Annotated in this window: 20 protein-coding genes; 3 read left to right on the forward strand and 17 right to left on the reverse strand. The window is 58.1% G+C overall.

The window, feature by feature from the left end:
• Window positions 1–63 precede the first annotated feature (63 nt).
• The 5 genes from rng to L881_RS0101845 form a co-directional block, all read right to left on the reverse strand.
• Complete coding sequence (gene rng, locus L881_RS12655; RefSeq protein WP_034578161.1) at window positions 64–1,527, reverse strand: ribonuclease G; 1,464 nt, start codon at window positions 1,525–1,527, stop codon at window positions 64–66.
• A gap of 60 nt (window positions 1,528–1,587) precedes the next feature.
• Window positions 1,588–2,175, reverse strand: a complete 588-nt coding sequence (locus tag L881_RS12660; RefSeq protein ID WP_034578163.1) for a Maf family protein — start codon at window positions 2,173–2,175, stop codon at window positions 1,588–1,590.
• A 209-nt stretch (window positions 2,176–2,384) separates the two neighbouring features.
• Window positions 2,385–2,867 carry a rod shape-determining protein MreD gene (gene mreD / locus L881_RS12665; protein WP_034578165.1) on the reverse strand — a complete coding sequence of 161 codons (483 nt, stop codon included), beginning with the start codon at window positions 2,865–2,867 and terminating at the stop codon, window positions 2,385–2,387.
• Complete coding sequence (gene mreC, locus L881_RS0101840; protein WP_084055360.1) at window positions 2,857–3,795, reverse strand: rod shape-determining protein MreC; 939 nt, start codon at window positions 3,793–3,795, stop codon at window positions 2,857–2,859. Before mreC ends, mreD begins: the two co-directional genes overlap by 11 nt.
• A 73-nt stretch (window positions 3,796–3,868) precedes the next feature.
• The gene (locus L881_RS0101845) at window positions 3,869–4,906 is read right to left on the reverse strand and encodes a rod shape-determining protein (protein WP_025732019.1); all 1,038 of its coding nucleotides are present in this window, start codon (window positions 4,904–4,906) and stop codon (window positions 3,869–3,871) included.
• A 361-nt stretch (window positions 4,907–5,267) separates the two neighbouring features.
• Between L881_RS0101845 and gatC the strand changes: the two genes are divergently transcribed.
• The 3 genes from gatC (at window position 5,268) to gatB (ending at window position 8,625) form a co-directional block, all read left to right on the forward strand.
• Window positions 5,268–5,555, forward strand: a complete 288-nt coding sequence (gatC, locus tag L881_RS0101850; protein WP_025732020.1) for an Asp-tRNA(Asn)/Glu-tRNA(Gln) amidotransferase subunit GatC — start codon at window positions 5,268–5,270, stop codon at window positions 5,553–5,555.
• A gap of 146 nt (window positions 5,556–5,701) precedes the next feature.
• Window positions 5,702–7,156, forward strand: coding sequence for an Asp-tRNA(Asn)/Glu-tRNA(Gln) amidotransferase subunit GatA (gene gatA / locus L881_RS0101855; protein ID WP_025732021.1), 1,455 nt, complete (start codon window positions 5,702–5,704; stop codon window positions 7,154–7,156).
• A gap of 14 nt (window positions 7,157–7,170) precedes the next feature.
• Window positions 7,171–8,625 (forward strand): Asp-tRNA(Asn)/Glu-tRNA(Gln) amidotransferase subunit GatB, encoded by a 1,455-nt coding sequence (gatB, locus tag L881_RS0101860; RefSeq protein ID WP_025732022.1) that lies wholly within the window; start codon window positions 7,171–7,173, stop codon window positions 8,623–8,625.
• 322 nt (window positions 8,626–8,947) lie between these two features.
• Here the strand turns inward: gatB and L881_RS0101865 are convergent, their stop codons facing one another.
• From L881_RS0101865 to L881_RS0101920, 12 genes are all read right to left on the reverse strand, one after another.
• A complete protein-coding gene (locus L881_RS0101865; RefSeq protein ID WP_025732023.1) occupies window positions 8,948–9,871 on the reverse strand; it encodes a DMT family transporter in 924 nt (307 codons plus the stop codon).
• Window positions 9,868–10,461 carry a TetR/AcrR family transcriptional regulator gene (locus tag L881_RS0101870; RefSeq protein WP_025732024.1) on the reverse strand — a complete coding sequence of 198 codons (594 nt, stop codon included), beginning with the start codon at window positions 10,459–10,461 and terminating at the stop codon, window positions 9,868–9,870. The genes L881_RS0101865 and L881_RS0101870 overlap by 4 nt, the downstream gene beginning before the upstream one ends.
• 151 nt (window positions 10,462–10,612) lie before the next feature.
• Complete coding sequence (pgm, locus tag L881_RS0101875) at window positions 10,613–12,277, reverse strand: phosphoglucomutase (alpha-D-glucose-1,6-bisphosphate-dependent) (protein ID WP_025732025.1); 1,665 nt, start codon at window positions 12,275–12,277, stop codon at window positions 10,613–10,615.
• 176 nt (window positions 12,278–12,453) lie between these two features.
• On the reverse strand, window positions 12,454–13,740 hold the full coding sequence (locus L881_RS0101880) for a dicarboxylate/amino acid:cation symporter (protein WP_025732026.1): 1,287 nt from the start codon (window positions 13,738–13,740) through the stop codon (window positions 12,454–12,456).
• 209 nt (window positions 13,741–13,949) lie between these two features.
• Window positions 13,950–15,026, reverse strand: coding sequence for a polyamine ABC transporter substrate-binding protein (locus L881_RS0101885; RefSeq protein ID WP_084055361.1), 1,077 nt, complete (start codon window positions 15,024–15,026; stop codon window positions 13,950–13,952).
• Window positions 15,027–15,083: 57 nt separating this feature from the next.
• Complete coding sequence (locus tag L881_RS0101890) at window positions 15,084–16,448, reverse strand: glutamine synthetase family protein (RefSeq protein WP_025732028.1); 1,365 nt, start codon at window positions 16,446–16,448, stop codon at window positions 15,084–15,086.
• A gap of 238 nt (window positions 16,449–16,686) precedes the next feature.
• Window positions 16,687–17,760 carry an ABC transporter substrate-binding protein gene (locus L881_RS0101895; RefSeq protein ID WP_025732029.1) on the reverse strand — a complete coding sequence of 358 codons (1,074 nt, stop codon included), beginning with the start codon at window positions 17,758–17,760 and terminating at the stop codon, window positions 16,687–16,689.
• 69 nt (window positions 17,761–17,829) lie between these two features.
• Window positions 17,830–18,645 carry an ABC transporter permease gene (locus L881_RS0101900; RefSeq protein WP_025732030.1) on the reverse strand — a complete coding sequence of 272 codons (816 nt, stop codon included), beginning with the start codon at window positions 18,643–18,645 and terminating at the stop codon, window positions 17,830–17,832.
• Entirely contained in the window at window positions 18,642–19,550 is a 909-nt protein-coding gene (locus L881_RS0101905) for an ABC transporter permease (protein WP_025732031.1), read from the reverse strand. Before L881_RS0101905 ends, L881_RS0101900 begins: the two co-directional genes overlap by 4 nt.
• A 14-nt stretch (window positions 19,551–19,564) precedes the next feature.
• The gene (locus tag L881_RS0101910) at window positions 19,565–20,698 is read right to left on the reverse strand and encodes an ABC transporter ATP-binding protein (RefSeq protein ID WP_025732032.1); all 1,134 of its coding nucleotides are present in this window, start codon (window positions 20,696–20,698) and stop codon (window positions 19,565–19,567) included.
• Window positions 20,699–20,858: 160 nt separating this feature from the next.
• Window positions 20,859–22,172, reverse strand: coding sequence for an NAD(P)/FAD-dependent oxidoreductase (locus L881_RS0101915; RefSeq protein WP_025732034.1), 1,314 nt, complete (start codon window positions 22,170–22,172; stop codon window positions 20,859–20,861).
• A gap of 303 nt (window positions 22,173–22,475) precedes the next feature.
• On the reverse strand, window positions 22,476–23,222 hold the full coding sequence (locus L881_RS0101920; RefSeq protein WP_025732035.1) for a HesA/MoeB/ThiF family protein: 747 nt from the start codon (window positions 23,220–23,222) through the stop codon (window positions 22,476–22,478).
• Window positions 23,223–23,274 lie beyond the last annotated feature (52 nt).

Raw genomic sequence — 23,274 nt, forward strand, 5'->3', positions numbered from 1 at the left:
CAAAACACTCACGTCAAACAGCCCTCCCTGGCCTGCCGAATATCGTTAACTTCATTCACAGGACTACGTTAACACCAGGTCATAGTGGTCCTGCGCATACTGAGGGTCGCTTCGCACCCGGATCGGCTTGCCAAGCAGCGCTTCGAGATCGGCCAGGGCAGTCGCCTCTTCATCCATCAGACGCTCGGCGACACTGGGCGCGGCGAGCACCAGATAGCCGTTGGCACCATACGCGCGCTCTTCGCGCATAATCGCGCGAAAGATTTCAAGGCACAGCGTCTCTGCGGTTTTGATCGCACCGCGCCCCGCACACAGAGGGCACTCTTCGCTCAGTACCTGCTCAAGACTGGGGCTGGTGCGTTTGCGCGTTAGCTGTACCAGCCCCAGTTCGGTAACGCCGGTCAGCGAAATGCGCGCCCGATCCTTTTCGAGCGATTTTTCAAGCAGACGCAAGAGCTGGCGGCGATGTTCGCCATCTTCCATATCAATAAAATCAATGATAATGATACCGCCCAAATTACGCAGCCTTAACTGGCGCGCAATCACTGTGGCTGCTTCGAGATTGGTCTTGAAGCTGGTCTCTTCAAGGTTGCGATGCCCGACAAAGGCGCCGGTATTTACATCAATGGTGATCATCGCCTCGGTTTGGTCAATGATCAAATAGCCGCCCGATTTAAGCGGCACCTTGCGCTCAAGCGCGCGGGAAATTTCGTCTTCGACCGAGAACAGATCGAAAATGGGACGCCCGCCCGTGAACAGCTCCAACCGCGACTCCCACGCTGGCATAAAGTCCCGTGCAAACGCCTGCAACTTAAGGAAATTATCATGGGAATCAATGCGCACGCGTTCGATATCGTCGCGCATTACGTCTCTTAAAATGCGCAGGAAAAGTGGCAAGTCGTAATAGATTTGTGCGGGCGCTTCTATCGCCACCTTGCGCGCCGATACCTTGCGCCATAGTCGGCCAAGAAACAGCACGTCAGCCAGCAACGCTTCGCGCGCCACGCCTTCAGCGGCAGTACGCACAATAAAGCCACCCGGTGGAGCGGCTTCTCCTGCGACCTCAATCACTTCAGCAGCCAGATGACGCAGGCGCACGCGCTCTTCTTCGCTGTCGATACGCTGGGAGACCCCAATGTGGGAAGCCTGCGGCATCAGCACCAGATAGCGTGAAGGAATGGAGAGATGCGTGGTTAGGCGCGCGCCCTTGCTGCCCAGGGGGTCTTTCACCACCTGTACGGTGAGCACCTGACCTTCATGGGCCAACGAACGAACGGGAAGCACCGGCCCTTCGTGATCCAGCGGCATCAGCGCCTGCGCGTGAATAAACGCCGCACGTTCAAGCCCGATATCGACGAAGGCGGCCTGCATTCCCGGCAACACCCGAATCACCTTGCCTTTATAGATATTGCCAGTGATTCCCAGGCGGCGATGGCGCTCGACCGCGACCTCCTGTAGCACACCATTTTCAACGACGGCTACGCGCGTTTCCATTGGCGTCAAATTGATCAGCACTTCGCCGCTCATGTCACCGTCCTTGTTGCGCCTGCGCTTTGCTGGCAACACCGCCTGCCAACCATCTATTTGTTATTGCCAGTAACGAATACCGGCATCGTCCAACAGCCGCACTGTTTCAAATAGCGGTAGCCCTACCACTGCCGAATAGCTGCCTTCCAGACGCTCTATAAATGCAGCGCCCTTACCTTGAATGGCGTAGCCACCCGCCTTGTCGCAAGGCTCGCCGGTTGCCCAATAGGCATCGCGCTGGGCAGCGTCAATGTGTGCAAAGCGCACCCTCGACTCTACCCACATGGAACGCGGAGGCTGCCCCGCACGGAGCAGCGTTACCGCGGAAAAGACCGAATGCCAGCGCTGACTGAAGCGCGCAAACATGGCATCGAATTCAGCCTTGTTGGCCGGCTTGCCGTAAATATGATCATCCAGCGCTATCGCCGTATCGCCCCCCAGAACCCAGCAGTGAGGATGCTGCTCGACCACCGCCTGAGCCTTGCCGAGCGCCATGCGCAGCACATAGGCTGCCGGTGCTTCATGAGGAAGCGGACGTTCATCAATATCAGCAGCGCACACCAGCGCTGGCGTTACCCCGATTGATGCGAGCAGTTCAAGCCGCCGGGGTGATTGTGAAGCGAGACACAAAGGGAAACCATCAGACACGGGCTGGTTCCATTCGGGCGACATATAAAATCCGATATATAACCATAGTTTACACGCAATACCCTGATGGATGGAAAAGGAGTCGGCTCCCATCCCGATTTTTATGCAGGAACAGGTAACGATAAAGGCAACAACATGCGATGTCATCGCCCGGAAAGCCGTACAAAGAGCTTACAAAACCGGCATAAGAAGAAAACGCACTGCCCCGCCTAGAGGCCGCGCTGAATGTTGTACAGCAGGGTAGAGAACCACGGCCACAGCAGCCCGCTAATCAGAGCGCCATAGATAAACTGGATATGCAGCTCGGAAACTCCAAACAGCACCCTTAGCCACTGCTCACATAGCAGTACCAGCCCGGTAATCACCACCACCACAGGCGCTTGCTGCCACAGGGAGTAGAGCCGGATACGGGAATAGAGCAGCAGCGTCAGAAAACAGACACCCGACAGCAGCAGTGCGTTTTGTCCCAGCGGTGTGCCATTGAGCAAATCCAGCGGCAGGCCAATGATAAAGCCGTGAAATACCCCGACACGCAGCGGCTGCGCCAAACACCAGAAGATCAGCGTCATGGCGATCCAGGGCGGACGCAGCAGCAGCAGACTGTCAGGCATCGGCATCAATTGCAGCACCAGGGCCGCAATCAGCGTAAGCCATACCATGGGATATACTGCGCGGTTTTTCTCAGCGGCCATGTGGAGCGTCCTCGGCAGCAGGATGGTACAGCTTGTCGATGGCATCAATGGTGGCCTGCTCGACACGCGCACCGGAATCCGTAGAGACCGCATCGCGTGCCGACAGCATCAGAAAATCACGGCTACGATCAAGCTGAGCCGCAGGCCGCGCTTCCACTTTGGCAAAAGGCCCATTGGTACGCGACTCCACCTTGGTGACTGTCGCCACCGGATAGCCGGGCGGAAACTCGCCCCCCAGCCCCGAGGTGACCAGCAGATCCCCCTCCCGCACGTCGGCGTTGGCCGGCACATTGACCAGCTGCAAGTGGTGAGGGCCACCCACACCTTGAATCACAAAACGCAGTCCATTGCGCACCAGCTGAACAGGCATGGCATTGCTGGGGTCACTAATCATCATGACGCGGCTCGAAAAACGCCCGACCGACACGACGTGTCCCACGACGCCGAAGGCATCGACTACCGGCTGCCCTTGATAGACGCCATGGTCGGCACCGCGATTGACAATCATCTGCTGAATGAAGGGATCATTGTCGAGGCGCATCAGCTCGCTGGTAATAAACTGCATCTGCTGCTGGGGCGCAGCGTGCATCAACTGGCGTAGCTGAACGTTCTCTTCCGTCAAGGCATCCATGCGCAGGCTGCGCTGCGAAAGCCGTGTAAGCTGTTCACGCAGCGCACGATTTTCTTCCACCAGCGCACGCTGGGATGAAAAGGCAGTTGCCCCCCAGCTCATCGCTTCAGCGGGAAGACTGACAAGCCACTGCACCGGCGCCACCACGGTCGATGCCTCGGTGCGCACTTTTTCCATCCAGGTATAACGAAGATCTACAAACAGCAGGAGCGCCGCCAATATAGTGCACAGCACCATGCGGAACCCTGGGGAAGGACCATGAATGAACAATGGCTTGATAGGACATCCTCCACGCATCGACCACCCGCCTGACCGATATTTCGCACCAATAATGGCGAAATGATCTATCGCTCAGGCAGGTGTGAAGCCGCTAGTCGATCGAGAAGAGTTCGAAGGCGTGCTGATCAATCATCTCAAGCGCCTTGCCACCACCACGCGCAACACAGCTGAGCGGTTCATCTGCCACGATAACGGGAAGCCCGGTCTCTTCGGCGAGCAGCTTGTCGATATCACGCAGCAGCGCGCCACCACCGGTAACGACCAGACCACGCTCGGCAATATCGGAGGCCAGCTCGGGGGGAGATTGCTCAAGGGCGCTCTTGACTGCCGAGACAATCGACGACAGCGGCTCTTGCAGCGCATCAAGAATTTCGTTCGAGTTGAGCGTAAAGCTGCGCGGCACCCCTTCGGCCAGATTACGTCCACGCACATCAATTTCGCGCAGTTCACCGCCCGGGTAGGCACAGCCGATCTCTTCCTTGATGCGCTCGGCAGTTGCTTCACCGATCAGGCTGCCATAATGGCGCCGTACATAGGCTGTGATCGCTTCATCAAAACGGTCACCGCCAACACGCACGGATTCGGAATAGACCACGCCAGAGAGTGAAATAATGGCAATTTCGGTCGTACCACCACCGATATCCACCACCATTGAACCTTGCGCTTCTTCTACCGGCAAACCGGCACCGATAGCGGCCGCCATAGGCTCTTCAATCAGGAAGACTTCGCGCGCGCCAGCGCCTTCTGCGGATTCCTTGATGGCGCGACGCTCCACCTGAGTCGACATGCAGGGCACACACACCAGCACACGCGGACTCGGTGTCAGGAAGGTACTTTGATGCACTTTACGAATGAAGTGCTGCAGCATCTGCTCGGTCACGGTAAAGTCGGCGATAACGCCATCTTTCATAGGGCGAATGGCGGTAACGTTACCGGGCGTACGCCCCAGCATCCGCTTCGCATCAACCCCCACCGCAGCAACACTGCGCATATTGCCGGACTGACGAATGGTCACCACGGACGGCTCGTCGAGCACGATGCCCTTACCACGAACATAAATAAGCGTATTGGCCGTACCCAGGTCGATCGAGAGATCGCTTGAGAACAAGCCACGAAGACGTTTGAACATTGTATAAAGATACCTAGTGCAGATCGCAGTACGGCGCAAGTGCGCACGTTATCATTGCGCCTGTGTCGCGGCAAGCGAGGCCACCGCCACACGTGTTATTATATGCGAGCGTAAACGTGACATACTAACGCCTGAACACAAGCGGCAGGCACATATAATAGCGGATATTATCCGTTGCGCCTGAATGATAGGCAATGGCATAGGCCAACGCCTGCAGCAAACATCCATAATTCGGCAAGGTGGCAGTGCATCTGCTGCGACAAAAGGCGCGCCAGGGAGCGTTCGGCACTCATGCTGAATACCTCGCGAGCCTTCACGGTAAAAGCGCCACCTGCCCATTGAAGCAACAGGACCCTACAGCATGGCGATAGAACACGCCGACGTCCTGCGTGCCGCCCATCTGGCACGCATCAGCATTGATAACGCCGATGCCGACCGTTATGTCGGTGATCTGACGCGCATCCTGAACATGGTGGACCGTCTTCAGGAAATTGACACCGAGGGCGTACAGCCGCTTTCCCATCCGCTTGATGCCACGCAACCGCTGCGTGCCGATGAAGTGACGGAAAGCGACCAGCGCGATCAGTTCCAGACGGTAGCTCCCGAGGTCGCCAAAGGGCTTTATCTGGTACCGCGCGTCGTCGAGTAACGCTATCGCTTCGACATTGCCCAGCCGCTGGGCAACGCCCGTTATTTCTCACGAAGCCAGCGTATACCGCCCCGAGACGAGCACCATCGTCGCGGCGTGCTGCACACTGACTTCGTACCCTTACCCAGCTTTCGGATACATCACGCATGCTAGACCTGACCCTTGCCGAGATGGCCCGCGGCCTGACCTCGGGCGAGTTCAAAAGCGTTGATCTGGTACGCGGTTTTCTCGACCGCATCCAGCAGCGCGACGCTGACATCAATTCATTTATAACCGTCACTGGCGATGCGGCGCTTGAGCAGGCTGAAGCCGCCGATGCCGCACGAGCCAAGGATGACGTGGGCGCTCTCACCGGCGTACCGCTGGCGCTCAAGGATATCTTCTGCACCGAAGGTGTTCTGACCACTGCCGCGTCAAAAATGCTCTCCAACTTCGTGTCACCCTATAACGCGACCGTTGTCGAGAAGCTGAACAGTGCCGGCACCATCAGCCTCGGTAAAACCAATATGGACGAGTTCGCGATGGGCTCCTCCAACGAAAACAGCTTCTTCGGCGCCGTGAAGAATCCCTGGGATCACTCATTGGTACCTGGCGGCTCTTCGGGCGGCTCTGCCGCTGCGGTGGCTGCGGGGCTGGTGCCTGCGGCACTGGGCACCGATACCGGCGGCTCGATTCGTCAGCCCGCTGCCTTCTGCGGAATTACCGGTCTTAAGCCGACCTATGGCCGAGTATCGCGCTACGGCATTATCGCCTATGCCTCCAGCCTTGATCAGGCAGGCCCTTTCGGTCGCTCCGCCGAGGACTGTGCGCTGCTGCTCAACGCAATTGCTGGCCACGATGGCCGCGACTCGACCAGCGTATCCCGCGTGGTGCCTGACTATACCGCCACCCTCGCCCAGCCCCTCGATGGCCTCAAGATCGGTCTGCCGGTCGAATACTTCGGTGACGGTCTGGATGCCGGTGTCGAGCAGGCGGTACGCGAAGCGGTCAAGGTGTATGAAAGTCTCGGCGCTCAGGTCGTGGATGTAAGCCTGCCGCATACGCAACTGGCCGTCCCCGCCTACTACGTGATTGCCCCTGCTGAAGCCTCCTCCAATCTGGCGCGCTATGACGGTGTGCGCTTCGGCCATCGCTGCGACAGCCCTGTCGATCTCGAAGACCTTTACAAGCGCTCTCGTGGCGAAGGCTTCGGTGAAGAGGTCAAGCGCCGCATTCTCATGGGCACCCACACCCTCTCGGAAGGCTTCTACGACGCCTATTACCGCAAGGCGCAGCAGGTACGTCGCCTGATTCGTCAGGACTTCCTCGACGCCTTCGACAAGGTGGACGTACTGATGGGGCCAGCGGCACCTACCCCCGCCTTCAAGCTGGGCGAGCAGGCTGACCCGGTCTCCATGTACCTGCAGGATATCTACACTATCGCGATCAATCTGGCAGGCATTCCCGGCATCAGCGTACCGGCAGGTTTCGTCGATAATCGTCCGGTGGGCCTACAAATTCTGGGGCCGCACTTCGGCGAATCGCATCTGCTGAATGTTGCCCACGTATTCCAGCAACACACCGACTGGCACCAGCGTCGGCCTGAACAGTACCAAGGTTGAAGAGGACAACGACTATGCAATGGGAAACCGTGATCGGGCTTGAAGTCCATGTCCAGCTGGCGACCCGCTCGAAGATCTTTTCCGGCTCTTCGACAGCCTTCGGTGCCGAACCCAACAGTCAGGCGAGCGCCGTTGACCTTGGGCTTCCAGGCGTGCTGCCGGTGCTCAATGAAAACGCCGTCGCCATGGCGCTGCGCTTCGGTCTCGCGATAGATGCCGAAATTCCTGACGTATCGGTATTCGAACGCAAGAACTACTTCTACCCCGACCTCCCGAAGGGGTATCAGACCAGCCAGATGGCGCAGCCCATCGTGGGCAAGGGCGTGCTGGAAATTCTGCCTGAAGATGGCGAGCGCAAGCAGATACGCATTCACCACGCGCACCTTGAAGAAGATGCCGGCAAGTCACTGCATGAAGACTTCGCTGGCATGAGCGGCATCGACCTGAACCGTGCGGGCACCCCGCTGCTGGAGATCGTCTCCGAGCCTGACCTGCGTTCGGCCAAGGAGGCGTCCGCCTATCTGCGCGCCATGCATACGCTGGTCACGTATCTGGGCATCTCCGACGGCAACATGGCAGAAGGTTCGATGCGCTGCGATGTGAACGTCTCCATACGCCCTAAAGGCCAGCAGGAATTTGGCACGCGCGCCGAGATCAAGAACGTCAACTCGTTCCGCTTTGTTGAACGCGCCATCGCTTACGAAGTAGAGCGCCAGATTGATATTCTTGAAGATGGCGGCAAGGTGGTGCAGGAAACGCGCCTGTACGACCCCGATGCCGATGAAACCCGCAGCATGCGCACCAAGGAAGAAGCCAACGACTACCGCTACTTCCCTTGCCCTGACCTGCTGCCGCTCGTGGTCGACCAGGCGTATGTTGACCATCAGCGCTCCCTGCTGCCGGAACTTCCCGCTGCCAAGCGAGAACGCTACGAAAGCGAGCTGGGGCTGTCGTCCTACGATGCGGGTGTACTGACTGCGCACCACGACACCGCTGACTACTTTGAGCAGACCCTTGAGGTGTGCGGTGATGCCAAGCTGGCCGCCAACTGGGTGCAGGGCGAGCTTTCCGCTCAGCTCAACCGCGACAGTCTGCCAATCAGCGAAAGCCCGGTTAGCGCCGCACAACTGGGCGGCCTGCTGGTGCGCCTCAAGGACGACACCATCAATGGCAAGGCGGCCAAGCAGGTCTTCCAGGAGCTGTGGCAGCGCCGCTTCGAAGATGCCGATCAGGTCATCGAAGCCAAGGGGCTGAAGCAGGTCACTGATACCGGCGCACTCGAAGCTGCCATTGACGAGGTCATCGCAGCCAATCCTGTGCAGGTTACCCAGTATGTGGAAGCCACCGAAGAGAAACGAGGCAAAATGGTCGGCTTCTTCGTCGGACAGGTGATGAAAGCCACCCGCGGTACCGCCAATCCTCAGCAGGTGAACAAACTGCTGAAAGAGAAGCTCGACGCGCTGCTGTAAGCCATGCGCAACAAAAGCTCCCCTGCCGTAACGTGACGGGTGAGCAACCAAAGAGAGGCCCTGCCGCTTACGCCGCAGAGCCTCTTTTTTATGCAGGTGATAGACAAGTTCTCAAAATGGGGCATTAGCGGCCAATCATGGCGTTATAGCCCTGCTCCTTCCCACTGCTTAAACTTGCCGACAGGATACCCGGCCCAGGCTGTCTTGCCTGACAGCGACGGGCGATTGACGCTGAAAACGAATGGCTAGCCTTCCCCCTTCTACCCTGCTGCACCCTTGGCACTGGGCTGATTCTCCTTCATACCGTTATGCCGAAGTTATGCTATTCATTACTAACGGTAATAGGAGACGAGCGGTTTTTGCGCATCGGCAGCGTAACAATCAAAAGACACAGGAATATCATGCCGATCCCCAGCCATCCACTTGAGGTCAGGCGCTCTCCCACTACCGCTGCAGCAAGCAGTGCAGCCACCACCGGTTCCAGCAGGGTAATGGTCGTCGCGGTACTTGCAGCCACCCGCGACAGTCCATAACCAAAGCAGAGATAGCCGAGGAACATCGGCACGATGGCGAGATAGCTCCCCACGGCGAAGGATGTCCATGAGGACAGCAGCGATGCACCGGTCAACACCACCAGCGGCAGCAGCAATAGGCCACCGCCACCAAAGATCGCTCCCATGGCATAACGTGAGCTGATTCCTTCCCGCATCAGGCGTTGAGCGCTGTAGCTATACAGCGCGTAGGTGAAGGCCGCCACCAGTCCTAACGCCATGCCCCACAGCGCTTGCGGGCCGGCAGGCAGAGCGTCGCTATGCCCACTGCTGCGCGATGCGCCTAGCACCAGAATACCGCCGACACCCACCACAATGCCGACCTTCCAGCGTAAACTCACACGGCGGCCATCCAACACCCGCTCCAGCATGGCTGAAAAAGCGGGCGCCGCGCCAATCGACACCACATTCCCTACCGTGACTCCCGCCTCACGCATGGCGCTGTAAAACGCCAATGGGTATATCGCCACGGCGATTGCGCCCACCAGCCACCAGCGCCACTGCGCCAATAGCAGATGATGGCGATGACGCATGCCGCGCAGCGCCAGGCTGGCCTGCAATAGACCGCCCAGCCCCATCGCTACCGCGCCAATGGTCAAAGGGCTGACCATAGGGGCAGCGCTCGCCACCACACCGGTCGTGCCCCACAAAAATGCTGCTACTGCAACGGCCAGCGGCGCCCACACGCTATTCATAACGCCTCCAGCCAACGCTGTGCATAACGGCGCGCATCGTTGACAAGCGCAGCACTTCCCGCCAGCCCTGCACGGGCAATGGCACCTTCCAGCAGGAACGCGATCTGCTGCGCCAGATCATCCGCTTGAACAGAAGAAGGTGACCGCATCTCACGCAAGTGGCCGGCAATAATGCGCTCGACCTCTTCTTTATGACGACGCACTGCCTCCCGCCCCTGATCCCCTGCCTCAAACTCCCCCGCAGCATTGAGCAGGCCGCAGCCGCGAAATCCCATGGAAAAGCGTGATTCAGCGTGATCTACATACGCATCGAAGACAGCAAGCACTGCCGCGAGATGAGAATCCGCGTGCGCTTCACGCTCGCGATAGAACCCCAGCCATTGGCGATGCCGCTCCTCGATATAGCACGCCACTAGCTCGCTTTTGGAAGCAAAGTGGTTGTAAAGACTTTTTCTTGCCACCCCCGCTTCACGGATGATGGCATCAATGCCCGTGGCGTTAATGCCATTGCGGTAAAACAGCAGCGCCGCTGCGGCCAGCAGCCTGTCGCGAGCACCAGCGCCTTGCGCGAGCTCACTATCGGGAGCCATGGCAACCTCCTGAACAGAACAAAGTAGGTAGACCAGTCTATCTATACAACAAACACAAAGAAACCACGACTATTCGCCTATTACCTGTAAAACACCCCGCTACAACCTGGTTGTAGCGGGGTGTTCCTGAACAGCGCGAGAATGGAAAGGATTAGCCTTCCAGCACCTGATCGACGAGTGCCTTGGCTTCCTGCTGAATATGCTTCAAGTGCTCTTCGCCCTTAAAGCTCTCCGCGTAGATCTTGTAGACATCTTCGGTGCCGGAAGGACGTGCGGCAAACCAACCGTTGTCAGTCTCGACCTTCAAGCCGCCGATAGGGGCATCATTGCCGGGAGCATTGGTCAGAATGCGGGTAATCGGATCACCGGCCAGCGTCGTGGCACTGACCTGCTCGGGCGACAGCGCCTTGAGCTTGGCTTTCTGCTCGCGGGTCGCGGCAGCATCAATACGCTGATAGACGGGAGCGCCGAAACGCTCGGTCAGCTCCTGATAATGCTGGCCCGGGTCCTTACCAGTGACCGCGGTAATTTCTGCCGCCAACAGCCCGAGAATGATGCCATCCTTGTCAGTTGACCATACGCTGCCATCCTTGCGCAGGAAGGTAGCGCCAGCGGACTCTTCACCGCCAAAGCCGAGCTTGCCTTCGACAAGCCCCTGCACAAACCATTTAAGCCCTACCGGCGTTTCGAACAGCTCTCGCCCCAGCCCCTTGGCGACACGATCAATCATCGCCGAGGAGACCAGGGTTTTACCCACGCCGACGCTTTCGTTCCACTGCGGGCGGTGAGTAAAGAGATACTCAATTGCCACCGCCAGATAGTGGTTAGGATTCAGAAGCCCGGTTGAGCGCGCGACGATACCATGACGGTCGTGATCGGTATCACAGCCGAAGGAGACATCGAAGCTATCCTTGTTGTCGATCATTGCCGCCATCGCGTAGGGCGAGCTGCAATCCATTCGAATCTTGCCGTCCCAGTCACGCGGCATAAAGCGGAAGGTGGGATCGACATGCTGCGACAGCACCTTCAGCGGCAGCTGATACTGGCTGGCAATGCGCGTCCAGTAGTGAACACCCGCGCCGCCCAGCGGATCAACGCCAAAGGTCAGCCCTGAATCACGAATGGCGTCCAGATCAATAACCTGCGCAAGGCCATCAACGTACTGGCTGATATAGTCAAATCGTTGAGTGCTTTCAACATTAAGCGCCGTTTCGTAATCCACGCGCTTCACGCCATCAAGCCCCAGCGTCAACAGCTCATTGGCACGGTCTTCAATCCATTTGGTGACATCGGTATCAGCCGGGCCGCCATGGGTAGGATTGTATTTAAAGCCGCCATCAGCAGGCGGGTTGTGCGAAGGCGTAATCACGATGCCATCGGCCAGCCCGTCGCTGCGCCCCTTGTTGTATTCGATAATCGCATTGGAGATAACAGGCGTCGGCGTATAGCCCGGCTCGCCACCGGTCTCCTCGACACCGGCATCAATACGTGTCTCGACCCCATTGGCAGCCAGCACTTCAAGTGCCGAGGCAAAGGCCGGCTCTGACAACGCATGCGTATCCATGCCCATGAAGAGCGGGCCATTGACGCCCTGCTCACGCCTGAATTCACAGATCGCCTGGGTAATGGCAAGAATATGCCACTCGTTAAAGCTGCCAGCGAACGCCGAACCGCGATGACCCGAAGTACCAAAGGCAACCTTCTGAGCCACATTATCGGGGTCGGGGCGCAACCCGTAATAGCGTGATACCAGTCGAGGCAGATTGGTCAGCATAGCGTCGTCGGGCAACTGGCCTGCATGGGGATCGATACTCATAGGGATTCCTGTAGCCACTCGTGTTCGATAAAAAGGTGAATCTATCGAAGTGTACCAGCGGCAGCGCATAAAGGCAGGTGAGCGAATGTAAAAGAGTCGCAACCATCTTTATCACTACCGCAATGGCGTTCCATTCTCAGGGGGGGCTGCGGCTGCATTATGGCAGCCCTTCTTCCCTATGAGGCGGCTGAATCTTCCCTAGAACGACCGCTCAGGGCGCGTTTCAACTGCTCACGATCAAGCTGCTTCTCCCACGCTGACATCACGATAGTGGCCACGCTATTACCGATGAAGTTGGTCAGCGAGCGGCACTCGCTCATGAAACGGTCAACGCCAAGCACCAGCACAATGGCACTCACCGGCAGGCCCGGCACCACCGATAACGTCGCCGCGAGTGTCACGAAACCGGCACCGGTCACGCCGCTGGCACCTTTGGAGGTCAGCATCGCCACCAGCAAAATGGTGATCAGCTGCATGGCGCTCAGTTCGACATTGGTCGCCTGCGCGATAAACAGCACGGCCAGTGTCATATAGATGTTGGTGCCATCCAGGTTGAATGAGTAACCGGTCGGCACCACCAGCCCCACGACCGAACGCGAGCAGCCAGCACGCTCCATCTTCTGCAATAGCTGCGGCAGCGCTGATTCCGAAGAGCTGGTGCCGAGAATAATCAGCAATTCATCCTTGAGATATACAATCAAGCGAATAATGCTGAAACCGCTGAAGCGTGCAATCGCGCCCAGCACGATCAGCACAAACAAGATGGCGGTCGCATAGAAGCTCAGCACCAGCTCAACCAGCTGAGTCAAGGAACCAACGCCGTACTTGCCCACGGTAAAGGCCATCGCGCCCAGCGCACCAATTGGGGCCAGCTTGGTGATAAAGCCTACGATCTTGAACAGTACCGCCGAAGCCTGCTCGATGGCCGAGGTGACGTTGCGCCCCTTTTCGCCCAGTGCAGAGAGCCCCGCGCCGGTCAGAATCGCCACCAGCAGCACCTGTAGAATATTACCTTCGGTAAAAGCGCTGAACATGCTGGAGGGAATGATACTCAGCAGAAAATCGGTAACGCTGTGACCGTGCTCCGCCGCTGCGGTATATTTCGCCACCGCGCTGGCATCAAGCGTGGCAGGATCGACATTGAAGCCGTCACCGGGGCGCAGCACCAGCCCCGCAATCACACCGATCGCCAGCGCAAAGGTCGATACGACTTCAAAGTAGATCAGCGCCTTGCCGCCCACGCGCCCCACTTTTTTCATATCGCCCATGCCCGCGATGCCAGTCACAACCGTACAGAAAATAACCGGCGCAATAATCATCTTGATCAACTGGATAAACGCATCACCCAGCGGCTTCAGCGATTGCGCCAGATCAGGGTAGAAATGGCCGAGCGTGATACCTGCCGCAATGGCGATCAGCACTTGAACATAGAGGATGCGGTACCAGGGGGCGCCAGTAGACATTGTTGCTATACCAATAGGGGGGTGTTTTTTATGAGGGGCATTACAGTAATGCCATTATCAGTCCAGGTACATAGTGCTTTGGGCGCAAGCCCTTGCCAAGAAAAACCTTTCTCAGCCATCAGCCTTCTGCGTGAATGCAAGAAAAACGCTGCCAGGGCATTACTCCCTGACAGCGTTTTCCTGTAGTTCAATCACTTCTGCTGCGCTGGCTACTGACGACTACGCACCTCGCCCCAAATCTGCTGTAGTAGCTGCAACTGCCTGCCTTCCAACAGCGGCACAAACATCAGCCTGTCACGCTCCTGCCGATCGGGAGTGGCCTTGATACCTTGCTCGGCAAGCACCGCTTCCGCCCCTTTATTGGGGGTGTAGTAATGGCTGTAGCGCGCATTGAGTGCCGCAATCTCGGGCCGCTGCATGAACTCGATAAACCGGCGCGCCAGCTCAGGATGCGGGGCGTGAGCAGGAATCGCCAGGGTATCAACGCCGCGCTGGGAACCTTCACTGGGGATAAAGAAGCCGATATGACGATAGCTATCAGGAGAAGCGTCGCGCCGGTAGTCAAAATCACCGCTGTAGGTCACGGCGACCTTGGCTACCCCGCGCACCACCTGATCAATGGCGGCAGTGCTATCGCTAAAGCCCTGGAAATTGGGTCGCTGTAGCGTTGCTGACACCGCCCGCCCCGCCTTTACCCAATCATCCTGCCCAACACAATCGAAGCCCAACCCCAGCGCCGCACAGCTGGCCCCAAACAGCACCTGAGCATCGCCGCCCAGCAGCGAGAACGGCTGACGAGGGTTCGCTTTTTCATCAAACAGCGCTTTCCAGCTATGGGGCAGATCCGGCAGGGCCCGGGTGTCATAGATAATGCCGGTAGCACCCCACAGATAAGGCAAGCTGTAGCGGCCACCCGGATCATAATCGGCCTTCAGAAACTCTTCAGCGATCTGCTGACGTGCCTCAAGCTTGCCCAACGGCTGAATCAGTTTGGCCTCCACCAGACGCGGCACGAAGTAATCGGTCGGCACAATAACGTCGTACTGGGCATCACCGCCGCTGCGCAGCTTTGAGAACATCTCGGCGTTGGAGGTGAAGTAGTTCTGCACAACCCTGGCGTGATACTGCTTTTCAAACTGAGCGATCGCCTTGGGCGATACATAATCCGTCCAGTTATACAGATAAAGCGTTGACTGTTCGGCGGCCTGGGCACCGCCCGCACCACCGAATAAAACGGCTGCCGCCAGCACAGCTCTGACACCCTGCACCAATGCAGTTTTTCTCATGCTTACTCCTCACTCATGAATGCAACGTCTGCCTGCGTGGGGCGCAGAGTGCCGCGGCTATACCCGTAGCAGCAGATGTTCGCGCTCCCATGAGCTGATCACGTTGAAATAGGCCGCATGTTCGGCACGCTTGACCGCCAGATAGCTGCGCACAAAGCGCTCGCCCAGTACATTCATCAGCGGGCCGCTTTCCGCCAGCATATCCAGGGCAGGAATCACATCATCGGGCAGGTCATGGCGCTCGTGTGACGAATAGCCCACCAGCGGTGGACGCGGCTCTGCCTGCTCAAGCATGCCAAGATAGCCGCACGCCAGCGATGCCGCCATCGCCAGATAGGGGTTGGCATCGGCGCCCGGCAGGCGGTTCTCCACCCGCATATTGGCACTGTCGCTGACCGGCACGCGCAGCCCGACGGTACGGTTATCGTAGCCCCACTCTGCGTTGGTCGGGGCACTGCCGCTGTGTTCACTGCGATGCAGACGCCGCCATGAATTGATATTGGGTGCGAAGAAGGGCATCGCCGCAGGCAGGTAGCGCTGCAAGCCGCCAATAAAGTGCAGGAACATACGACTGGGGCCATCTTCATCGGCAAACAGGTTGCGCTCTTCCCCCTGCCGTTTGAGGCTGTGGTGCAGATGCATAGCGCTGCCCGGTTCATTGGCCATCGGCTTGGCCATGAAGGTGGCGTACATGCCGTGGCGCAGCGCGGTCTCCCTGAGCGTCCGCTTGAACATGACGATCTGGTCGGCCAGTTTCAGCGGATCGCCGTGCAGGAAGTTGACCTCCATCTGCCCGGCACCCTCTTCATGAATCAAGGTGTCGAGATTAAGCCCCTGCTGCTCGCAGAAGTCGTACATCTCTTCAAACAGCGGATCGAATTCATTCACCGCATCAATACTGTAGGACTGCCGCCCGTTCTCCTTCCGTCCTGAGCGCCCTACCGGCGGCTCCAGCGGGTAATCGGCGTCGGTGTTGGTCTTGACCAGGAAGAACTCCATCTCCGGCGCAATCACCGGTTCCCAGCCACGCTCGGCGTAGAGCGCCAGCACCCTGCGCAGCACATGACGCGGTGATATCTCGACCGGCTCCCCACTCATGTAGGTGCAGTCATGAATAATCTGCGCCGTCGGTTCGGCAGCCCACGGCACCAGATAGAGCGCATCCGGGTCCGCCATCAGCTGCATATCCAGCTCGGCAAAGTTCCAGAACTTCAAGTCATCATCGTCGGGATAACCGCCCGTCACCGTTTGAATAAAGACGGAATCAGGCAAGCGGGGCCGCCCGCCGCGCAGGTATTTGCCGGCAGGCATGATCTTGCCCTTGAGGCCACCGGTCATATCGGTAACAAGGCACTCAACCTCAGTGATGGCGTGGGTTTCAAACCACTGTTCGATGCGGGGATCAACACTATTGGACGACATGGTCACATCCGAAGAGGATTAAGAGAACGGCACCTTCCCGCCACTGGTGTGCGTTGTAGCAACGCACAAACAGTAGCTGACACTACTCAAGCGCCTTGTACGCTATGCTGCCATATCCCTTGAAGAAATACTTCACTGGCATGACACGCTGGCACCGCCCGGCTCCCATGACGTAAAAACCCCACATTGCCGGATGGGCAACATGGGGCTTTCATCACCGCCTGTTCTTTCAGCAGCCTTACTGAGAACGCACCTCACCCCATAGCTGCTGGAAGTCGGTGAGATCCTTGCCTTCAAGCGCTGGCAGAAAACGAATGCGCTTCATTTCGTCGTCGGTGGGCTGGGAAGGCGCCTTGCGCAGCTCCTCATCCAGGTAAGGAATCGACGCCTGGTTGGGCGACGAGTAATAGGTCCAGTTCGATAGCTGAGCGCCTACTTTCGCATCAAGAATATAGTTGATAAAGGCATGGGCCAGATCCGGATGCGGCGCTCGCTTGGGAATCACCATTGCATCGACCCACATCTCGGCGCCCTCTTTTGGCACCACGTATTTCAGATGCTTGAAGCCTTCGGGGTCTTCATTACGCGAGTTGAGGAAGTCGCCATTGAAGCTGACCCCCACCTTGACCGTTCCACGCGCCAACTGCTGAAGTACCGGCGTGCCATCCACATAGCCGTTGAAGTTGCTGCGCTTGCTGGTTTTCATCAGCAGCTTGCCCGCATCAATCCAGCTAGCGCGATCCTTGCAGTCATAGCCATGGCCCAGATAGGCGCACGCCGCACCGATCATCACATTACCGTCGCCCTGAATGGCAAAAGGCTTGTTGGCGTTGCTCTGCGGATCGAAGATCAGCCCCCAGCTATCGGGAGCATCAGGGAAGGCGCGAGTGTCATACACCAGACCGGTAGTGCCCCACTGATAGGCAACGCTGTACTTGCTGTCCTTGTCATAATCAGGATCAGCGAAGCGCGGCATCAGATTCTTGAAGTTGGGCAGCTTGCTTTTATCAAGCGGCTGCACCAGTCCAGCACTGATCATGCGCGGCACATAGTAGTTGGAAGGCATTACCACGTCGTACTGGGTATCGCCCCCCGACTGCAAACGCGCGTACATTTCGCCAATGGTGCCGAAGTAGCTCTGTACCACATCGACATCATATTTTTTCTCGAACTGCTTGATAATGGCCGGGTCCATATACTCCGACCAGTTCAATACATAGAGCTTGTCCTTGGCGAGTGCCTGCCCCGGCAACAGCGCCAGCCCCAGTGCACACAGCGCCCCAGCACTGGCCAGCTTTGAAAAAAGTGTCATTGTTTCCATTCCCCTGCACAGCTTGATGGAAAATCCGAATGCCTGACGCCAGCGGCCCCAGGCAGTGAATCAATTAAGATTACCCTCACGCTTACGCGACTTCAGCGTAAAGATCAGGCTGATCAGCGCAGCCACCAGCACCGCCGCAATCATCAGCGAGCCGATGGCGTTGATATCAGGCGAGATACCGCGACGAATCGCACCCCAGATATAGATCGGCAAGGTAGCGCTCTCCGGCCCCGAGGTGAAGAAGCTGATCACGAAGTCATCGAAAGAGAGCGTAAAGGCAAGGAAGAACCCAGCCACCAGCGCTGGCTTGATCGCAGGGATCACAAAATAGAGCGCCCGCTTGATCGGCCCCGCGTACAGATCCTTGCTGGCATCAAACAGCGCCGCATCCAGATTGACGAAACGGGCGTAAATCAGTAGCGCGACAAAGGGCAACTCAAAGGTGACGTGGGAGATAATCATGGTCAGCATCCCCGGTTTGAGAATGCCAAACATCGAGTTCAGCCGCACAAAAAACGTCATGTCAGAGATACCGAACACCACGTCGGGCATTACGATCGGCAGATAGATCAGAACAATCAGCCAGCCCATGCGCCGCCCGCGGTGGCGATAAAGCCCATAGCCGAGGAAGGTGCCCAGCACCAGCGCAATCACTGACGACGACAGCGCCAGCACCATCGAGTTGTAGAAGGCGTGAATAACCGCATCATTGCTGAACAGGCTGACATACCAGCGCAGCGAGAAGCCGGCAAAGGTAGCGGCGCTGTTGATCGCATTGAAGGAGAACAGCACCACCACCGCCAGCGGCAAATACAGAAAGAGCAGCACAAGCCACCAGAACACTGCAAACGCAGGGTGAGCACGACGTTGTCTCATATCACGACCTCCTCACCACCGCCGAGGCGGCGCCCCAGCCGCCGTAGCAGCCAGATACCCAGCAGCGTGGCTGCCAGCATCAGAATTGAACCCGCCGCGCCATAGGGCCAGTTGGAGCCATCCGCAAACTGGGTCGCGACCAGATTACCGATCATCATGGCGCGGCCACCGCCCAACAATTCAGGCACCACGTACATGCCGAAGGCGGGAATCATCACCAGCACCAATCCCGCCAATAGCCCTGGCAGGGTTTGCGGCAAAATCGCGGCAAAAAAGGCGCGCAGCGGCGACGCATAGAGATCCCGCGCCGCTTCAAGCTGGGACATGTCAAGCTTCTCGAAGGCACTGTAGAGCGGTAGCACCATAAAGGGCAGGAAGTTGTACACCAGCCCCAGCATCACCGCGAACGATGAGGGATAAAGCCCCAGTTCGGGCGAAGCCAGCCCCAGCCAGCTTGCCAGAGTGGAAATCGGGGTGCCCGGCGCCAGCAGGTTCATCCAGCCAAAGGCACGAATTACCTGATTGGTCCATGACGGCACCACGATCGCCAGCAACATCACCACGCGCAGGCTGGGCCGTGCGGTAGAGATGTAATAGGCGATGGGATAGGCCACCAGCACCGTCAACGCCGTCGAAAACAGCGTGTAGTAGAGCGAGCGCAAGAGCGTATAGAGGTTGCCGGGGCTCCAGCCAAGGAAGCCGTAGCCTGCCAGCTGGCGGAACGAATCAACGCTCAGCGGCATTTCAGGCTGGCCGTAGGTGCCGTTGGTCAGAAACGCCATCGACACCAGATAGAGGCTCGGCAACACCAGAAATAGCGTGATCCAGGCAGCCGAGGGGCCGGTGGTCCACAAAAGATGCAGCACCGCGCTGCCGCGTGATGCAGGCGAGGAAATATTGGACATCGCTGTGCTCCCGCCTATTCGTTGATCAGAATGACATCTTCAGGATAGATCTCGACCTGCACCTGGTCGCCGATGCGAAACAGTCGCTCGCCAGAGTTGGTGGCCTCGGCAACAATATGCTGGCCGCCGCAATCGAGGTGATATTCCACCGTGGCGCCGCGATAAAAGCGCTCCCGCACGCGACCGGGCAAACGGTTCAGCGCCAGGGTCGGGTCGGCACCGGCACTGCCTGGGGCGGAAAGCTCGATGATTTCGGGGCGGATCAACGCCAGCGAGGCCGTACCGCCAGCGCTGCTTTCAGTGGTCAGCATGCCCAGTTCGGTATTTATGGTATAACCGTTACGCGAACTCACCGGAAACAGATTGTCGTGACCAATAAAGCGCGCCACAAAGCGGCTGCGCGGACGCTCATAGACTTCCGGCGGCGCTCCCACCTGCTCGATGCTACCGCCGTTCAGCAGAGCAATACGATCAGACATCACCATCGCTTCTTCCTGATCGTGGGTCACGAAGACGAAGGTCATGCCGAGGCGTTGCTGAAGACGCTTCAACTCCACCTGAAGATCGCTGCGCAGGCCCGCATCAAGGGCGGAAAGCGGCTCATCCAGCAGCAGTACATCAGGCTCGTTGACCAGCGCACGCGCCAACGCAATACGCTGCCGCTGACCACCGGAAAGCTGGTGAATCTGGCGCGCCAGCAGATTGTCGATTTTCAGCGATGCCGCCATCTGCTCGACACGGGTGTTGCTTTCAGCCTTGCCAATACCGCGCATTTTCAGGCCGAAGGCAATGTTGTCGCGCACATTGAGATGGGGAAACAGCGCATAGGACTGGAATACGGTATTAACGCTGCGTTTGTGCGGTGCCACATCGGTCACGTTGCGGCCACCAATCTCGACACTGCCGCTATCCGCGGAATCAAGGCCGGCCAGAATGCGCAACAAGGTGGTTTTGCCGCAGCCGGAAGGGCCTAGCAGCGTGAAGAATTCGCCCGCCTCGATCGTTAAATCGACGTTGTCCAATGCCACAACGTCATTGCCAAAACGCTTCGAAAGCCCCTTCAGGGTAATCGAGGAAGCGTCTCGCGAGACCGAGCGGGCTGCTGCTTTATCGGGAAATTCTTCGCGGGTTGCGCTGTCTGTGGGCATTCAGGCATCTCCACTGCACCGGAAATTACCGGCTGGCTATGGGTGAATGTGGCGCCCTCCATGCTCCATGAAGGCGCTCAATTATAGCGTGCATACCGCGTGTTACAGAGACGCGATATGGCGGCGCGTTTTTATAAGGTGCGCACTGTTTGCTGAAAGATCAGAGCATATCGCGCAGCTTGTAAAAACTCGTCGCAAGCACCAACAGAGGTGTGCGCATGTGCTTGCCACCGGGAAAGGCCCGATGCTTGACGCTGCCAAACAGGTCGAAGCGCTCGGCCTGTCCGGCAATGGCCTCGGCCAACAGCTTGCCAGCCAGACCGGCAAACGCCATTCCATGACCTGAATAGCCCTGCGCCCAATAAAGACCATTGCCCTTGCGTCCGAAATCAGGGGCGCGATTCATGGTGATCGCCAGCCTTCCTCCCCAGCGATAATCAATCGCGGGGCTTTTCAACTGCGGGAACAGATAGCGTATGCGCTGGCGAATGCGCCAATCGAGCATCAGCGGCTGACGGCCCGAATAGCTCACCTGGCCGCCGAAAAGCAAGCGATGATCCGCTGAAAGCCGATAGTAATCAAGTACAAATCGAGCGTCCGATAGCGCCGCCTGAGTAGGCAACACGTCAGCCACCTGCGCGGGGGTCAGGGGTGAGGTGGCAATAATGTAATTATCGACCGGCATAATATGCGCATCAGCGCTGGAAACCAGCCCTTCCCCATAGGCGTTGGTCGCCTGCACCACATACTCGGCATCCACCCTGCCGCGGTTGGCAATCACCTGCATACGACCATTAGCCTGCTGCTCAATGGCGGTGACCCGATTACCACAGTGAATGGCGGTGCCCGCACGCTGAGCTGCCGCCGCTAGCCCTAGCGTGTAATTGAGCGGATGCAGGGCTCCAGCTTCGTGATCGAGTACGCCGCCTGTATAGGCATCGGTGACCACATGCCGTTGCAGGGCACTTTTGTCCAGCCACTCCAACTGGTGATAGTCGTAGCCACTGGCCATCTCGGCAATCCACGCCCTGGCCTCTTTACCATGACGGCGCTTGTTGGCGGCGTGCACATATCCCTTGCGGTAGTCGCAAGGAATCCTGTGGCGCTCGATCAGCCGCTCGGTCAGCGCTACCGCCTCACGGCTCATATTCCACACGTCACGCGCAGCCTGTTTGCCTAGCGCCTGCTCGAAGGTCGCCATCGAGGTGCCCAGACCCGGCAAGATTTGCCCGCCGCTGCGCCCGGAGGCGCCATGGCCGATATCCGCTGCTTCCAGCAGCACCACCGAATAGCCGCGTTCAGCAAGATGAAGTGCCGCCGAACAGCCGGTAATACCACCGCCAATCACGCAGACATCGGCACGCCGCTGCCCTTCCAGCGAAGGCGCAGGGTCGAGCGACACGCGGCGCGTGGCATCGTAATAGCCCTGCGCGCTGTCAAATGACGCTTTAGTAGAAAGAGAGAGTGAAGTCATACCTATCCCGCGGCGAACCCTATATACCGCCTTGCCTGATCACACCAGGTGAAGGCGCACCATCGAGGGATAGTCACATCCCGCTAACGACATACAAGCACCAAGGCAGCGCATATCAACGCCAGATCGAACACCATGAAAGGCAGGGATTGTGTCGCGACTACGACCAAATGCCAATAAGCAGAGCGACAAAAAAGTGCTTTTGCGGAAAAAAAGAGGAAAAGAGCGCTACAACAGAAGGTGCTCAATGCGACCTGTCACGGGCCGCATTTCATCGAGAAAACCCTTGCCTGAATGGTTCTCTCAGCGCTGACTACACACAGGGCACTGCGCATCGCGGCTGGCCGCCATCTGCCGCCATTGGCCGCTCACCCCATCAAACAGGGAAAGCCCCTCGACAGCACTGCCGGCACCGCTAATCAGCTTCAACGCCTCCAGCGCCTGCCAGCTACCGATAACGCCCACTAGCGGTGCCGCCACGCCACTTTCAGCGCAGCTGGTCGCTTCATCGTCCCCGTCTTCACCATACAGACAGGCATAGCAGGGGGCATCGGCGCGACGTAGATCAAACACCGCCAACTGTCCTGAAAAGGCGATCGCGGCACCGGAGACCAGCGGCGTTGAATGAGCTACACAGGCACGATTGATGGCATAGCGGCTTGAAAAACGGTCGGTGCAATCAAGCACTACATCCGCCTGCCCCACCTGCTGGGTCAGGGCGTCGTCATCAAGGCGCTGTTCGATGATCTCGACCTGACAATCGGGGTTCAGCGCTGCAATGGCCTGCGCAGCGGAAGCCGCCTTGGTTTGCCCAAGACGAGCTTCATTATGAATGATCTGACGTTGCAGGTTGGATAGCTCCACTCGGTCAAAATCGGCCAGCACCAGCGTGCCGATACCGGAAGCCGCCAGATACAGCGCGGCCGCTGACCCCAGCCCTCCCAGGCCGATAATCACTACCCGAGCGTTCAGCAAGCGCTGCTGCCCTTCCACATCAATTTGCGGAAGCAATACATGGCGACTGTAGCGCAGCAATTGATGATCGTTCATGACAGCTCCCGACAGTTGGAGAGGAGGAAAAGAAGGAAGAAAGGTGCTATAC

The organism is Carnimonas nigrificans ATCC BAA-78 (assembly GCF_000526695.1).
Classification (GTDB): domain Bacteria; phylum Pseudomonadota; class Gammaproteobacteria; order Pseudomonadales; family Halomonadaceae; genus Carnimonas; species Carnimonas nigrificans.

Excerpts from the sequence above, each read along its gene's own strand:
- L881_RS0101915 (WP_025732034.1), bottom strand. The coding sequence starts at position 22,172 with ATGACTTCACTCTCTCTTTCTACTAAAGCGTCATTTGACAGCGCGCAG.
- L881_RS0101890 (WP_025732028.1), bottom strand. The coding sequence starts at position 16,448 with ATGTCGTCCAATAGTGTTGATCCCCGCATCGAACAGTGGTTTGAAACC.
- L881_RS0101905 (WP_025732031.1), bottom strand. The coding sequence starts at position 19,550 with ATGTCCAATATTTCCTCGCCTGCATCACGCGGCAGCGCGGTGCTGCAT.
- L881_RS0101865 (WP_025732023.1), bottom strand. The coding sequence starts at position 9,871 with ATGAATAGCGTGTGGGCGCCGCTGGCCGTTGCAGTAGCAGCATTTTTG.
- L881_RS0101895 (WP_025732029.1), bottom strand. The coding sequence starts at position 17,760 with ATGACACTTTTTTCAAAGCTGGCCAGTGCTGGGGCGCTGTGTGCACTG.
- L881_RS0101880 (WP_025732026.1), bottom strand. The coding sequence starts at position 13,740 with ATGTCTACTGGCGCCCCCTGGTACCGCATCCTCTATGTTCAAGTGCTG.
- gatB (WP_025732022.1), top strand. The coding sequence starts at position 7,171 with ATGCAATGGGAAACCGTGATCGGGCTTGAAGTCCATGTCCAGCTGGCG.
- L881_RS0101920 (WP_025732035.1), bottom strand. The coding sequence starts at position 23,222 with ATGAACGATCATCAATTGCTGCGCTACAGTCGCCATGTATTGCTTCCG.
- gatC (WP_025732020.1), top strand. The coding sequence starts at position 5,268 with ATGGCGATAGAACACGCCGACGTCCTGCGTGCCGCCCATCTGGCACGC.
- rng (WP_034578161.1), bottom strand. The coding sequence starts at position 1,527 with ATGAGCGGCGAAGTGCTGATCAATTTGACGCCAATGGAAACGCGCGTA.
- mreC (WP_084055360.1), bottom strand. The coding sequence starts at position 3,795 with ATGCGTGGAGGATGTCCTATCAAGCCATTGTTCATTCATGGTCCTTCC.
- mreD (WP_034578165.1), bottom strand. The coding sequence starts at position 2,867 with ATGGCCGCTGAGAAAAACCGCGCAGTATATCCCATGGTATGGCTTACG.
- L881_RS0101845 (WP_025732019.1), bottom strand. The coding sequence starts at position 4,906 with ATGTTCAAACGTCTTCGTGGCTTGTTCTCAAGCGATCTCTCGATCGAC.
- gatA (WP_025732021.1), top strand. The coding sequence starts at position 5,702 with ATGCTAGACCTGACCCTTGCCGAGATGGCCCGCGGCCTGACCTCGGGC.
- pgm (WP_025732025.1), bottom strand. The coding sequence starts at position 12,277 with ATGAGTATCGATCCCCATGCAGGCCAGTTGCCCGACGACGCTATGCTG.
- L881_RS0101910 (WP_025732032.1), bottom strand. The coding sequence starts at position 20,698 with ATGCCCACAGACAGCGCAACCCGCGAAGAATTTCCCGATAAAGCAGCA.
- L881_RS0101900 (WP_025732030.1), bottom strand. The coding sequence starts at position 18,645 with ATGAGACAACGTCGTGCTCACCCTGCGTTTGCAGTGTTCTGGTGGCTT.
- L881_RS0101870 (WP_025732024.1), bottom strand. The coding sequence starts at position 10,461 with ATGGCTCCCGATAGTGAGCTCGCGCAAGGCGCTGGTGCTCGCGACAGG.
- L881_RS0101885 (WP_084055361.1), bottom strand. The coding sequence starts at position 15,026 with ATGAGAAAAACTGCATTGGTGCAGGGTGTCAGAGCTGTGCTGGCGGCA.